At 53.5% G+C, this 13,606-nt stretch carries 10 protein-coding genes and 14 tRNA genes; all 24 read left to right on the top strand.

The features are described from left to right. The 24 genes from C9J03_RS18740 to luxS all read left to right on the top strand — a co-directional run bounded on the left by C9J03_RS18740 (position 1) and on the right by luxS (position 13,590). Complete coding sequence (locus C9J03_RS18740) at positions 1-1,179, top strand: aspartate kinase (protein ID WP_044622537.1); 1,179 nt, start codon at positions 1-3, stop codon at positions 1,177-1,179. Between the two features lie 85 nt (positions 1,180-1,264). Beyond that, positions 1,265-1,462: a carbon storage regulator CsrA gene (csrA, locus tag C9J03_RS18735; protein ID WP_036818084.1), complete on the top strand. Its 198-nt coding sequence runs from the start codon at positions 1,265-1,267 to the stop codon at positions 1,460-1,462. A gap of 205 nt (positions 1,463-1,667) precedes the next feature. Then, a tRNA-Ser gene (locus tag C9J03_RS18730) sits at positions 1,668-1,760 on the top strand. A gap of 35 nt (positions 1,761-1,795) precedes the next feature. Continuing rightward, positions 1,796-1,872 (top strand) — tRNA-Arg (locus C9J03_RS18725). Between the two features lie 53 nt (positions 1,873-1,925). Then, positions 1,926-2,002, top strand: a tRNA-Arg gene (locus tag C9J03_RS18720). Between the two features lie 11 nt (positions 2,003-2,013). Then, positions 2,014-2,106 (top strand) — tRNA-Ser (locus tag C9J03_RS18715). Positions 2,107-2,134: 28 nt separating this feature from the next. Next, positions 2,135-2,211 (top strand) — tRNA-Arg (locus C9J03_RS18710). Between the two features lie 51 nt (positions 2,212-2,262). Then, positions 2,263-2,339, top strand: a tRNA-Arg gene (locus C9J03_RS18705). 10 nt (positions 2,340-2,349) lie between these two features. Next, positions 2,350-2,442: transfer RNA gene (locus tag C9J03_RS18700), tRNA-Ser, on the top strand. A gap of 38 nt (positions 2,443-2,480) precedes the next feature. Then, a tRNA-Arg gene (locus C9J03_RS18695) sits at positions 2,481-2,557 on the top strand. A gap of 89 nt (positions 2,558-2,646) precedes the next feature. Beyond that, positions 2,647-2,723 (top strand) — tRNA-Arg (locus tag C9J03_RS18690). A gap of 38 nt (positions 2,724-2,761) precedes the next feature. Continuing rightward, positions 2,762-2,838, top strand: a tRNA-Arg gene (locus tag C9J03_RS18685). Between the two features lie 87 nt (positions 2,839-2,925). Next, positions 2,926-3,002 (top strand) — tRNA-Arg (locus C9J03_RS18680). Between the two features lie 38 nt (positions 3,003-3,040). Continuing rightward, a tRNA-Arg gene (locus C9J03_RS18675) sits at positions 3,041-3,117 on the top strand. Between the two features lie 51 nt (positions 3,118-3,168). Beyond that, a tRNA-Arg gene (locus C9J03_RS18670) sits at positions 3,169-3,245 on the top strand. Between the two features lie 39 nt (positions 3,246-3,284). Then, positions 3,285-3,361 (top strand) — tRNA-Arg (locus tag C9J03_RS18665). A 441-nt stretch (positions 3,362-3,802) separates the two neighbouring features. After that, complete coding sequence (locus C9J03_RS18660; protein ID WP_039468623.1) at positions 3,803-4,054, top strand: oxaloacetate decarboxylase subunit gamma; 252 nt, start codon at positions 3,803-3,805, stop codon at positions 4,052-4,054. Positions 4,055-4,121: 67 nt separating this feature from the next. Continuing rightward, complete coding sequence (oadA, locus tag C9J03_RS18655; RefSeq protein WP_044622538.1) at positions 4,122-5,912, top strand: sodium-extruding oxaloacetate decarboxylase subunit alpha; 1,791 nt, start codon at positions 4,122-4,124, stop codon at positions 5,910-5,912. 9 nt (positions 5,913-5,921) lie between these two features. After that, positions 5,922-7,052, top strand: coding sequence for a sodium ion-translocating decarboxylase subunit beta (locus C9J03_RS18650; protein ID WP_044622539.1), 1,131 nt, complete (start codon positions 5,922-5,924; stop codon positions 7,050-7,052). A 118-nt stretch (positions 7,053-7,170) separates the two neighbouring features. Further along, positions 7,171-7,602 carry a YqaA family protein gene (locus tag C9J03_RS18645; RefSeq protein ID WP_044622540.1) on the top strand — a complete coding sequence of 144 codons (432 nt, stop codon included), beginning with the start codon at positions 7,171-7,173 and terminating at the stop codon, positions 7,600-7,602. A 12-nt stretch (positions 7,603-7,614) separates the two neighbouring features. Continuing rightward, positions 7,615-10,479: a M16 family metallopeptidase gene (locus C9J03_RS18640; protein WP_044622541.1), complete on the top strand. Its 2,865-nt coding sequence runs from the start codon at positions 7,615-7,617 to the stop codon at positions 10,477-10,479. Between the two features lie 162 nt (positions 10,480-10,641). Beyond that, a complete protein-coding gene (gene gshA, locus C9J03_RS18635) occupies positions 10,642-12,207 on the top strand; it encodes a glutamate--cysteine ligase (protein WP_044622542.1) in 1,566 nt (521 codons plus the stop codon). Positions 12,208-12,312: 105 nt separating this feature from the next. Further along, positions 12,313-12,948, top strand: coding sequence for a transglycosylase SLT domain-containing protein (locus C9J03_RS18630; protein ID WP_231580703.1), 636 nt, complete (start codon positions 12,313-12,315; stop codon positions 12,946-12,948). 123 nt (positions 12,949-13,071) lie between these two features. Next, positions 13,072-13,590: an S-ribosylhomocysteine lyase gene (luxS, locus tag C9J03_RS18625; protein WP_044622543.1), complete on the top strand. Its 519-nt coding sequence runs from the start codon at positions 13,072-13,074 to the stop codon at positions 13,588-13,590. Positions 13,591-13,606: the final 16 nt, after the last annotated feature.

Raw genomic sequence — 13,606 nt, 5'->3', positions numbered from 1 at the left:
GTGGCACTATTGGTGCAGAAATTTGGTGGTACGTCGGTCGGGAGTATCGAACGTATTGAAGCGGTGGCTGAGCGCGTGATCAAAGCGCGCCAGCTTGGCCACCAGGTCGTGGTGGTGGTTTCGGCAATGGCCGGTGAGACCAACCGTTTGCTGGGGCTGGCGAAGCAGATTGATGCTGTGCCGACCCAGCGGGAGTTGGACGTACTGTTGTCGACGGGAGAGCAAGTAACCATTGCTTTGCTGGCTATGGCCCTGAACCAAAAGGGGTATCTGGCAACATCATTGACCGGTGACCAGTTAGGGATCCGCACTGATGCTGTATTTAATAATGCCACCATCACCGTGGTCGAGACCGAGGTGGTAACTGAGCTGCTCGAGCGCGACCACATTGTGGTGGTCGCGGGTTTTCAGGGGCGTGATAGCCGAAATAACATCACCACCTTAGGCCGAGGCGGTTCGGATACCACCGCGGTCGCTATTGCAGGTGCACTGGCGGCCGACGAGTGCCAGATCTTCACAGATGTCGACGGGGTCTATACAACCGATCCCCGTTTGGTCAGTGAAGCGGCCCGTTTGTCGACAATTCATTTCGATGATATGACGGCAATGGCGCGCCATGGCGCAAAAGTGCTACAATTACAGTCGGTTGAATATGCTGAGCGCCACCAGGTCCCATTGAGGGTCCTTTCATCGTTCGATGAAGGGGAAGGGACCTTGGTTGATTTCTCGACGGTACCTTCCGAAGGAGCCGCGGGGGTGGCAGTCAAAGGCCAGCAGGCGCTATACCGGGTGGCGCAACCGCTTGAAAAGGTGGAGCCGCAACTCGGCCTGCTGGGATTTGATGCTTGGTGTTATGGTGATAGTCAGCAGGCAACCTATATCGTTGCGGCCGATGATGAATTGGCCCGGCTGAATGTTATCTTTGAAAAAACAGAATTGGCCCAACCTTCTGTTGCTACACTGACCCTAGTCGGGGAAGGGGTAGAAGGAAACAGTGCGAAAGTCGCTGCTTTACTGACAGAAAAAGGGGTGGGTGTCTATCAACAAAAAAGCGCTGCTCGTTGTGTCTCGCTATTGATCAATGGGCAAGATTTACAGTTAGCCGTAGAACACATCCACAAAAAATTTGTGGTGGAGCCAGAAAGTCTGGATAATCGACCACTTCTCGCTGTTTCTTGAGCAGTGAACATTTACGTAAATGTAAATATTGTTGGATAATAAACGTTAACTCTTATAATACTGAGATTACTCAAGGAGCACACGAATGCTAATTTTGACACGTCGCGTAGGTGAAACGCTAATGATCGGTGATGAAGTAACCGTTACTGTTCTTGGTGTTAAAGGTAACCAGGTTCGTATTGGTGTAAATGCACCGAAAGAAGTTTCTGTTCACCGCGAAGAAATTTATATGCGCATTCAAGCGGAAAAAGAAACGGGTTCCCAGGGTTCTGGTAACTACTAATTCGAAGAAGGTCGGCGGTTATGCTGGCCTTTTTTGTAACTGCCTGCCACGCCATACTCTTGAATCTAGGAGAGATACTGGGCATTTACGCACGATAATGTGCCGTGTTGGCTATTAAGTGCGCATCCGCGCAGTGGATGTCGTTTTTTCACAATAAAGTGTTTGACTTATTTTTGGCTGGCAGTAATATGGGCCCCCGCAAGACGGTGAGGTGGCCGAGAGGCTGAAGGCGCTCCCCTGCTAAGGGAGTATACGGTTTATAGCCGTATCGAGGGTTCGAATCCCTCCTTCACCGCCATTTACTTGCTTAGAAAGTGAATGTTCTTGCATTGCGCGTCCGTAGCTCAGCTGGATAGAGTACCTGGCTACGAACCAGGCGGTCGGAGGTTCGAATCCTCCCGGACGCGCCATTATTGAAAAGGGTATGGCCAATAGGCGGTACTCGTAAAACCGAATTAAGTGTGCGCTCGTAGCTCAGCTGGATAGAGTACCTGGCTACGAACCAGGCGGTCGGAGGTTCGAATCCTCCCGAGCGCGCCATTAATTTGTGTGGTGAGGTGGCCGAGAGGCTGAAGGCGCTCCCCTGCTAAGGGAGTATACGGTTTGTAGCCGTATCGAGGGTTCGAATCCCTCCTTCACCGCCATTTATTCTTTCTTAGGAAAGATGCCTGCGCGTCCGTAGCTCAGCTGGATAGAGTACCTGGCTACGAACCAGGCGGTCGGAGGTTCGAATCCTCCCGGACGCGCCATTATTTAAAACGTATTGCCGTCAGGCAGTACTATAAAACCGAATTAAGTGTGCGCTCGTAGCTCAGCTGGATAGAGTACCTGGCTACGAACCAGGCGGTCGGAGGTTCGAATCCTCCCGAGCGCGCCATAATTTGTGTGGTGAGGTGGCCGAGAGGCTGAAGGCGCTCCCCTGCTAAGGGAGTATACGGTTTGTAGCCGTATCGAGGGTTCGAATCCCTCCTTCACCGCCATTCTTCTCTTCAAGTTCTGCTTGAGAAAGAAAGCCTGCGCGTCCGTAGCTCAGCTGGATAGAGTACCTGGCTACGAACCAGGCGGTCGGAGGTTCGAATCCTCCCGGACGCGCCATTATTCTTAAGTATCAATGGATTGTTACTTACGCCAATGACGGAAACGCATTGGTCGTTAGGTATTTCCTAACCGAAAACAGATTCTGCGCGCTCGTAGCTCAGCTGGATAGAGTACCTGGCTACGAACCAGGCGGTCGGAGGTTCGAATCCTCCCGAGCGCGCCATTCTTTAAGATGCTCTGTATTAGCAGAACATAGCCTGCGCGTCCGTAGCTCAGCTGGATAGAGTACCTGGCTACGAACCAGGCGGTCGGAGGTTCGAATCCTCCCGGACGCGCCATTATTTCTAAGTATCAATGGATTGTTACTTATACCAATGCCCAAACGCATTGGCTGTTGGGGTTGCTCAACGACAATCAGATTCTGCGCGCTCGTAGCTCAGCTGGATAGAGTACCTGGCTACGAACCAGGCGGTCGGAGGTTCGAATCCTCCCGAGCGCGCCATTATTTAAGATGCTCTGCATTAGCAGAACATAGCCTGCGCGTCCGTAGCTCAGCTGGATAGAGTACCTGGCTACGAACCAGGCGGTCGGAGGTTCGAATCCTCCCGGACGCGCCATTATTGACAACGTATTGCTGTTTGGCAGTACTATACAACCGAATTAAGTGTGCGCTCGTAGCTCAGCTGGATAGAGTACCTGGCTACGAACCAGGCGGTCGGAGGTTCGAATCCTCCCGAGCGCGCCATTAATTTAAGATGCTCTGCACTAGCAGAACATAGCCTGCGCGTCCGTAGCTCAGCTGGATAGAGTACCTGGCTACGAACCAGGCGGTCGGAGGTTCGAATCCTCCCGGACGCGCCATTATTGAAAAGCTCAGCTTCGGCTGGGCTTTTTTTCTATCTGGACTTTTTCATCTCCCCGATACTCTGGCAACGCTTGTCTCTCCAGCCTCGCGGTGCTTGTCTTGCCGCATTGCTATCACTTACAAAACAAAACCTTTTAAAATTTTCGCTATTGAAACTTACGCTTACGTAAACGTAAGGTAGGTGGTGATACTGATGCAGAGCGTGCTGCACGAAGGGGTTGGCGTGATGGTGGTGACCTCGGTTCGCACAGGCAAAGCCGGAACCGAAACTGATTTTTGCTCTGGTTTAAGCGCCTTTTTGTAATTTTACGATCAAACCGTCAGAAAAAGCTTAAATATCCACCATTGGTTGGTCTGTTGTTAATCAGTTTGACATAAATTTACTTAACGTGGTATTTGTTAACCCGCCTATTACAAAATGAATGAAAGGAAGCATTATGGCAGATCTAGGTCCTTTGCTGTGGGAGGCAGCGACGATCATGGCTACCGGAATGATCGTGGTTTTTCTGTTTCTCAGTATTTTGATCTATTTAGTGCAGCTGTTGGCCAAAATTGCGCCGAAAGAGACATCTAAGGCGCCGGCACCTTGCCAGCCATCACCAGTTGCTGTTAATCACAATGGCGTGCAGCCTGAGGTTGTCGCGGCTATTTCCGCTGCGGTGCATCGTTACCGTGAGCAGAAGGCCTAAGCGACAGCATTGCTGTCGCTGGAGCATTGTGATTTTTAGGAAGTATTTTTTACAAGGAGTTTTGAGCATGTCCAAGCCATTAGCGATCACTGACGTTGTGTTACGTGATGCCCACCAATCGTTATTTGCTACTCGTCTTCGTATCGAAGATATGTTGCCAATTGCCGAGCAGCTTGATGATGTCGGTTATTGGTCTCTGGAAACCTGGGGGGGCGCCACCTTTGATGCCTGTATCCGTTATCTGGGTGAGGACCCTTGGGAGCGCCTGCGCTTGCTCAAGCAAGCCATGCCAAAGACCCCGATGCAGATGCTGCTGCGGGGCCAGAACTTGTTAGGCTACCGCCACTATGCTGACGATGTGGTCGAAAAATTTGTTGAGCGTGCCCACGCCAACGGAATGGATGTATTCCGTATTTTCGATGCGATGAATGATGTTCGCAACTTCGAAAAAGCGGTCAAAGCTGCTGTTGATGTTGGTGCCCATGCCCAGGGGACAATTTCCTATACCACCAGTCCGGTGCATAACCTCGATACCTGGACTGACTTGGCTAAACGCCTGGAGGATCTAGGCTGTCATTCTATCTGTATCAAGGATATGTCTGGCCTGCTCAAGCCGTATGAAGCAGAAGAGTTGGTCAAGCGTATCAAAGCTTCTTGTGATGTGCCGCTGGCACTGCACTGCCATGCGACCACAGGCCTGTCGACGGCGACGGCGGTTAAGGCGGTTGAAGCTGGCCTGGATATCCTTGATACCGCCATCTCTTCAATGAGCCAAACCTATGGCCATACGCCAACGGAAACGGTTATTGCCATGCTTGAAGGCACCGAGCGAGATACCAAGCTTGATTTGCAGCAGCTTGAGCCGATCGCCAGCTACTTCCGCACGGTACGTAAGAAGTACGCCAAATTTGAAGGTAGCCTGAAAGGGGTCGATGCCCGAATCCTGCTTGCTCAGGTGCCAGGTGGTATGCTGACCAACATGGAAAGCCAGCTTAAGGAGCAAGGCGCAGCGGATCGTTTCGATGAGGTACTGGAAGAGATCCCTCGTGTTCGTGAAGATCTCGGCTTTATTCCGTTGGTGACCCCGACATCGCAAATTGTCGGTACTCAGTCGGTGATCAACGTGCTGACGGGTGAGCGTTACAAGAGCATCAGTAAGGAAACCGCTGGCGTGCTCAAAGGCGAATACGGCGCGGCACCAGCTCCGGTCAATGCCGAGTTGCAGGCCCGGGTACTTGAGGGCGCTGAACCAATCACCTGCCGCCCGGCTGATTTGCTGGATGCCGAGCTGGATACACTAACGGCCGATTTACTGGCCAAGGCTAAATCCGATAACATTGCACTAGCTGATGAACAGGTTGATGACGTGCTGACCTATGCTTTGTTCCCGCAGGTTGGCCTGAATTTCCTGAAAAACCGCAACAACCCAGAGGCGTTTGAACCAGCACCAGGCACTGAACCTGAAGTGGTAGCGTCTGCGGCCCAGCCAGCCCCTGCGGCAAGTGCTGCCACGGTTGAAGCGTACAGCGTGAAGGTCAACGGTCAGGTGTATAGCGTTGAAGTCGGTCCGAGCGGAGAGCTGACCTCGGTCGAGCCTGCGGCGGCCAGTGTACCTGCACCCGTTGCCGCGCCGCAGCCGAGTAGTGCCGAAGCGCTGCCGGCACCGTTGGCGGGGAATATCTTCAAGATCAATGTCCAGCCAGGCCAGCAGGTTTCCGAAGGTGACGTGCTGGTGATCCTCGAAGCGATGAAGATGGAAACCGAAGTCCGTGCTGCCCGTAGCGGGATTGTACAGGACCTCCATGTCAAAGAAGGTGACTCTGTTGCCGTCGGCTCGCCGATCCTGAGTCTGGCATAAGAGGGAACCATGGACGGATTATTAACTCTCTGGAACGAGACCGGTATTGCCAATTTTGAATTGGGCCAGCTGATCATGATGCTGGTCGGTGGTGGCTTGCTGTTTTTGGCGATCCGCAAGGGCTTCGAGCCGCTGTTGCTGCTACCGATGGGCTTTGGTGCGATTCTGGCCAATATTCCCAATGCCGGATTTACCGAGCCCGGTGGCTTGCTGTACTACATCTACTACATCGGGATCGAAACGGGCGTTTTTCCACTGTTGATCTTCATGGGAGTGGGGGCGATGACGGATTTCGGGGCGCTGATTGCCAACCCGAAAACCCTGTTGCTCGGGGCGGCGGCCCAGTTCGGGATCTTCTTTACCTTGTTCGGCGCAATTTTGCTTAATGCCGTACCGGGTATGGAGTTCACCTTGGCCGATGCCTCTTCCATCGCGATCATCGGGGGCGCGGATGGCCCGACGGCCATTTTCCTGGCCAGCCAGCTATCGCCTGATTTGCTCGGTGCAATTGCGGTTGCAGCCTATAGCTATATGGCATTGGTACCGATCATCCAACCGCCGATCATGAAGGCGCTGACCACTCCGGAAGAGCGGCAGATCAAGATGCAGCAGCTGAGAGATGTGAGTAAGGGTGAGAAAATTCTTTTCCCGCTGGCCGTGTTGCTGATGACGATTTTGTTCCTGCCTGCCGCAACGCCGCTGGTGGGGATGTTCTGTCTCGGTAATCTGATGCGCGAGTCCGGGGTAGTGGATCGCCTGTCGAACACGGTACAGAACGAGCTGATCAACATCGTGACGATTATGCTGGGTCTGGGTGTTGGCTCTAAGCTTGCTGCCGAGCAGTTCTTGCGTTTCGAGACGCTGGGTATCTTGGTGCTGGGCGCAGTGGCGTTCAGTGTCGGTACCGGTGGCGGTGTGTTGATGGCCAAGATGCTCAACCGCTTCAGTAAGGAAGATATCAACCCATTGATCGGTGCCGCTGGCGTGTCGGCGGTGCCAATGGCGGCACGGGTGGTTAACAAGGTCGGCCTCGAGGCCAACCCGCAGAACTTCCTGTTGATGCATGCCATGGGGCCGAACGTGGCGGGGGTACTCGGTTCAGCCGTTGCTGCCGGTATCCTGCTGGCATTGGTGGGTTAATCTGCCTAGCAGCAATGAATCGCAACAATTTAAAACGGGCATCCTCTGGGATAGCCCGTTTTTTTTGCCTATGGATCGGGTATGGTACGGCAAACCTATCAATCAACTAGAACGATCAATGCTAGAGTTATTTAATGGCGAATCTGCCTTGTGGATATTATTTACCACCGGTTTTTTGAGTGCGACCCTGCTGCCGGGTGGCTCTGAGGCCAACCTGATTGCCACGCTGAAGCTCGGTGATAATGCGGTGTGGCTGGTGGTTGCTGTGGCGACAATCGGCAACACCTTGGGCGGAATGACCAACTATTGGTTGGGAAGGTTGCTGCCAGATAAAACTTCTAAAGAAAAACATGGTCATAAAGCATTACTATGGCTAAAAAAATACGGCTACTGGTCGTTGTTGTTCAGCTGGTTACCGGTGATCGGTGATCCTCTGTGTTTGGCCGCAGGCTGGCTACGGATGCGTCATTGGCTCAGCTTTTTCATCATCATGGTGGGAAAAGCGGCGCGCTATACCGTACTGGCCTTGCTGGTCCAAGGTTTACTATAAGGAAGGCATTGAGTGCAAAAGTGGATAGTGGGGATCGCGCTGATCTCTCTGGCAGGCTGTAGCCAGCTACAGTCGCAACAGGCCGGGGCGCCCGAGTTGCCGCAAGGGGTGACATTCATTGAACAGATCAAGGCCGGGCAGTTTTCAGATACGCCGGTGATCCCGTATTCTAAATACCAACTTGCCAATGGGCTGACCGTGGTGCTCCATGAGGACAACTCTGATCCTCTGGTACATGTTGATATGACTTACCATGTCGGCTCTGCCCGCGAGGAGCTCGGCAAATCGGGTTTTGCGCATTTTTTCGAGCACATGATGTTCCAGGGCTCCGAGCATGTCGGCGATCAGGAGCACTTCAAGCTGATCACCGAAGCGGGCGGCACACTGAACGGGACGACCAACCGGGATCGGACCAACTACTTCCAAACCGTACCGGCCAACCAGCTTGAGAAGGTCTTGTGGTTGGAAGCCGATCGTATGGGTTTCCTGCTTGGGGCAGTTTCGCAGCGCAAGTTTGAAATCCAGCGCTCGACAGTGAAGAACGAGCGGGCGCAGCGTTATGAGAACCGGCCTTACGGCTTGGTCTACGAACGGATGGGCGAGGCCCTGTATCCGCGCACCCACCCTTATTCATGGCAGACCATTGGCTATGTGGAAGATCTCGACCGTGTTGATGTGAACGATCTCAAGGCATTCTTCCTGCGCTGGTACGGCCCGAATAACGCCACGTTGACTATCGGTGGTGATATCGATGTCGAGCAGACACTAGAGTGGGTCAACAAATACTATGGCTCTATTCCTCGTGGGCCTGAAGTCGAGAAACCGGCCAAGCAACCGGTAACAGTAGAGAATGATTTATATCTGACATTGGAAGACAAGATCCAGCAGCCGATGCTGTTGATGGCGTGGCCAACGTCCTACAACGGCGCAGATGATGAAGCCTCGCTCGATATGCTGGCCAGGGTGATCGGTGGCGGCAAGAATAGCCTGATGTATCAGAACCTGGTAAAGACCGGCAAAGTGGTCGATGCGGGAGCATTCCATGATTGTGCTGAGCTGGCCTGCACCATGTATGTTTATGCCATAGGCCAGAGCGGTAAGCAGGGTGATTTGAAAAAACTGCGCGCTGAAGTGACGGACATTCTTGATGGCCTTGAAGAGCGTGGGGTGTCCACCAAAGAGCTTGAAGAGCTCAAGGGTATGGTGGAAGCCAATGCGATCTTTGGCTTGCAGAGCGTCAGCGGCAAAGTCTCACAGCTTGCTGCCTATGAGACTTTCTTCGATGATCCTGGCTACCTTGGCACCGAGTTGAGTAATCTGCGCAGCGTGACAACGGCAAGTATGGAGCAGGCGTATATGCGCTACCTCAACGGCCACCCAAATGTCACACTGAGTGTGGTTCCGAGGGGACGCACCAGCATTGAAGCGGCGAAACCGAACTTCACACCGCCGCCACGTATTATTCCCGAGTACACCAAAGTCTCCGAGGAAAAACTGCAGCAGCAGATGCGCGTGCCGGTTGATGATTTTGACCGCTCGGTGATGCCGCAGCCGTCATCGCCGGTCGAGGCGGTGATGCCAGAGCTGTACCAGTTCGAGTTGGCAAACGGCATCAAGGTGCTGGGTACCGAGTACCGCGAGACGCCAACGGTTGAAATTCAGATGGTTGTCCCCGCAGGCCGCCGCTTCGAGCCGGAAGGTAAAGCGGGCTTGGCTAAGCTGACCGCCAGCATGATGGCGGAGGCCTCGGAGGCGTCGACGGTGGAAGAGCTCTCCTCCCGTCTTGATCGCCTCGGCAGTACGGTGAGCTTTTCAGCCGGTAAATATGGCACGGTGGTCTCCGTAACCTCTCTGACCAAGTTCCTGCCTGAAACGCTGGAGATCATGCAGGAGCGCTTGTTCCATCCAGCGTTCAACCAGGCTGACTTTGACCGGGTGAAGCAGCAGGCACTTGAGGGGATAATCTACGAACACCAGCGGCCAGCATGGCTGGCAGGGCAGGCCACCCGGGAAGTGCTGTTTGGTGGGACGACATTCAGCCTTCCGCCGGAAGGCACCAAAGGCTCACTTGAGTCGATTACGTTGGAAGACGTCAAAGCCTTCCAACGCCGTTACTATACCCCTAACGGGGCGGATATCGTGGTGGTTGGGGATATCGACAAGGCTAAGCTGAATACATCACTGGGTTTCCTTGCCGATTGGCAGGGCATGCCTGAGCCGAGCTATGTAACGCCGGCATTGCCGAGTTTGCCGAAGCAGACTGTATGGCTGGTGGACAAGCCGGGCGCGCCGCAGACGGTGATCCGCTTGGCACGCCAAGGTTTGCCGTATGATGCGACCGGGGAGTTGTACGAAACCCAGCTGGCCAACTTCAACCTGGCAGGCAACTTCAATAGCCGGATTAACCTCAACCTGCGTGAAGACAAGGGTTATACCTACGGGGCGGGTGGCTATCAGAGTGGCGGTAAGGAAGTTGGGCTGTCGGTGTACTATGCCCAGGTCCGGGCTGATGCGACCCTGCCGTCGGTCAAAGAGTTCCTGGCTGAGCTTGATAAAATGTCGAGCGAAGGGGTCACGGAGGAAGAGCTGAACTTCATGCGCTTGGCGGTGGGGCAGAAGGATGCCCTGAATTATGAGACCCCAAGCAAGAAGGCCCAGCTGCTGGGACAGATCTTGACCTACTCGTTGCCGGAGAACTTTGTTGAGACGCGCAATGAAATTGTGGCATCGATTTCGAAGGCAAGGATCGATGAGTTGGCGGCCAAGTGGTTCAACCCGTCAGATTACCAAATCATCGTGGTCGGCGATGCAGCGAGCCTGAAACCGCAGTTAGAGACCTTGGGGCTACCGGTCAAGGCGCTCTCACCCACAATGTAACCTCTCGAAGCCGGCCCTGTGCCGGCTTTATTTTTTGATACCGTCCAGGTAAGCGATATTGTTACTCATTGGTAAAAGAGTTTCGTTGCAATAATCATGGTAATCAGGATCAATTATGATTAATCTACCGGACTGAGTTGTTGAAGATTGAGAATCACAGTAATGGATTTTTCACAAAGGCTGCAAAAAGTTGCGGCTAATCCTGATGCCCTGACCCAATTGGGGCGAGGTCTTGAGCGTGAAGCCCTGCGTATTACCCCGAACGGAAAGCTATCTGGCGAGCCTCACCCGGCAGCGCTGGGATCGGCGTTGACCAACAAATGGGTGACGACAGATTTCGCCGAGCCATTGCTGGAGTTTATTACGCCTGTTTCTCAGGATGTTGATCACTTGCTGTCACAGCTGAGTGATATTCATCAGTTTACCTACAGCAAGCTGGGTGACGAAAAACTTTGGCCGATGTCGATGCCATGTGTGGTGGGGGATCAAGACGAGATCACCTTGGCCCAGTACGGCAGCTCAAATAGCGGCCGGATGAAAACCCTGTATCGCGAGGGCCTCAAGCGTCGCTACGGCAGCATTATGCAGGTCATTTCCGGGGTACACTTTAACTTTTCCTTCCCAGACACTTTCTGGGATGGCTTGTTCGGTGAGCAATCAGAGCAGGCCCGCCAGGATGCGGTGTCTGACGCCTACTTCGGCTTGATCCGTAACTACTACCGTTTTGGCTGGCTGATCCCGTATCTGTTTGGGGCATCTCCTGCGCTGTGTGGTTCATTCCTCGAGAATACCGAATCGAAGCTGGACTTTGAAAAGATCGGCTGCGGTACCTACTTCCTGCCAAATGCAACCGCGCTGAGGTTAAGCGATTTGGGCTACACCAACCATGAGCAGAGTTCACTCAAGATTGGTTTCAATGGGCTTGAGCAATACCTTGACGGTCTGAGGAAGGCGATCCGTACCCCATCGACAGAATTTGCCAAGATTGGGGTGAAAGTCGACGGTGAATACCGCCAGTTGAATGATAACGTACTGCAGATCGAAAACGAGCTGTACGCGCCAATTAGGCCTAAGCGTGTTGCCCAAAATGGCGAGAAACCATCTGAAGCCTTGAGCCGTGGCGGCGTGGAATATATTGAGGTTCGTTCGCTCGATGTCAACCCGTTCAGCCCGATTGGGATCACGGCTGATCAGGTTCGCTTCCTGGATATGTTCCTGACTTGGGCTGTGCTATCTCCGTCGGCACCGATGGATGATGCTGAGCTGGAGTGCTGGCGTGATAACTGGAACCGGGTGGTTTTGGATGGCCGTAACCCAGAGCTGATGCTGAAGATCGGTTGTAACGGCGAGCGCCTGTCGGTGCAAGATTGGGGGACCCGTGTGTTTACCGAACTGGCCGAGGTGGCAGAGGCAATGGATGCCGCAGCGGGCAATGAGGTCTACCAAGAGACATTGGCACGTCTGCAGAAGTGGATTGAACAGCCGGCGTTTACCCTGTCGGCACAGTTGCTCGATGCCATTCGTGAGCAGAACGGGATTGGCTCGGTGGGTGAGCGCTTGGCAGCTGGTCATGCGGAAGATTTGAACCGTCGTCAGTACCAGTTCTACTCAGCAGAGGTTTTTGAACAAGAAGCGGCAGCTTCGGTTGAGCGACAGCTGCAAATCGAAAACGGTGATGAACTGTCTTTCGATGCCTTTCTTGATGCCTATTTTGCTGATATAAAATAAAAAAAGAGGGCAGCGACCGTGCTGCCCGATAATTATTTCGCAGGGATGATAGCAGCGCATGGCTGCTTATCATAAATTCAGACCACAAGGATGGCGTGAAGTTCCATGTTTGCCCACACTCAGGCTGCTAAATCGATAATATCGCGCTTGGCACTGCTGTTCTGCGCTGCGGTATTGCTTTCCGGCTGTGCCACTCCTCCGCCCAAAGATCACTCCAACCTGTGCAACATCTTCCGTGAGTACCCGCGATGGTACGAGGCGGCACGGGATATGGAAGCCGAGTGGGGGACGCCGATGCAGGTTGCCATGGCATTTGTGAAGCAGGAGAGCAGTTTCCGCCATGATGCCAGACCACCGAAGAATTACGTACTTGGTTTTATTCCCTGGGGACGGGTCAGCAGCGCGTATGGCTATGCGCAGGCACAGGATCCGGCTTGGTCCGATTACCAAAAGGCCACCCGAAATGGCGGCTCTCGTACCAACTTTGCCGATTCGCTGATGTTCATCGGTTGGTATACCCATGAAACCCAGCGTCAGTTGGGGATCTCAAAGTGGGACACCTACAATCAGTATCTGGCTTATCACGATGGTCGTGGCGGTTACCGCCGTGGGACTTACAAGTCCAAGCCTACGCTACTGAGGGTTTCCCGCCGGGTTGAACAGCAGGCCAAAGACTATGGTTGGCAGCTCAAGCAGTGCCGCCAAGAGCTGGAAGATAACCGCAGCTGGTGGCCGTTCTAACGGCGGGCTATCAGGCGATCGCGAAACCCACTTGCTGGGTAGCTGTGGTGTGATATAACTTTTAATACGAATCGACCACCGGGCTGTTGCCGGTCCGGTGCCAGGCCAAGGAGTAAGGAAGCAATGCCTCTATTAGACAGTTTCACCGTTGACCATACCCGAATGCATGCCCCAGCGGTGCGGGTAGCCAAGACCATGCAGACCCCGAAAGGTGACACCATCACGGTATTCGATCTGCGTTTCTGCCGCCCGAATGCTGATATCCTGAGCGAGCGCGGGATCCACACCCTTGAGCACCTGTATGCCGGTTTCATGCGTAACCACCTTAATTCCGACCAGGTAGAAATCATCGATATCTCCCCAATGGGCTGTCGAACAGGCTTCTACATGAGCCTCATCGGTACGCCGACGGAGCAACAAGTCGCTGATAGCTGGACGGCTGCGATGGAAGATGTGCTGAAGGTCGAGTCGCAGGACAAGATCCCAGAGCTTAACGAGTACCAGTGTGGCACCTACAGCATGCACTCGCTCGATGATGCCAAGGATATTGCCCGCCATATCCTTGACCAGGGTATTGCGGTTAACAAGAATGATGAGCTAGCGCTGCCGGAATCTATGCTGCAAGAGCTCAGTGTGAAGTAAGGGCAAGTTATCTAGA

The sequence above is a fragment of the Photobacterium gaetbulicola genome, assembly GCF_003025515.1.
Taxonomy (GTDB): Bacteria; Pseudomonadota; Gammaproteobacteria; order Enterobacterales; family Vibrionaceae; genus Photobacterium; species Photobacterium gaetbulicola.
This window is presented reverse-complemented; position numbering and strand designations above follow the sequence as displayed.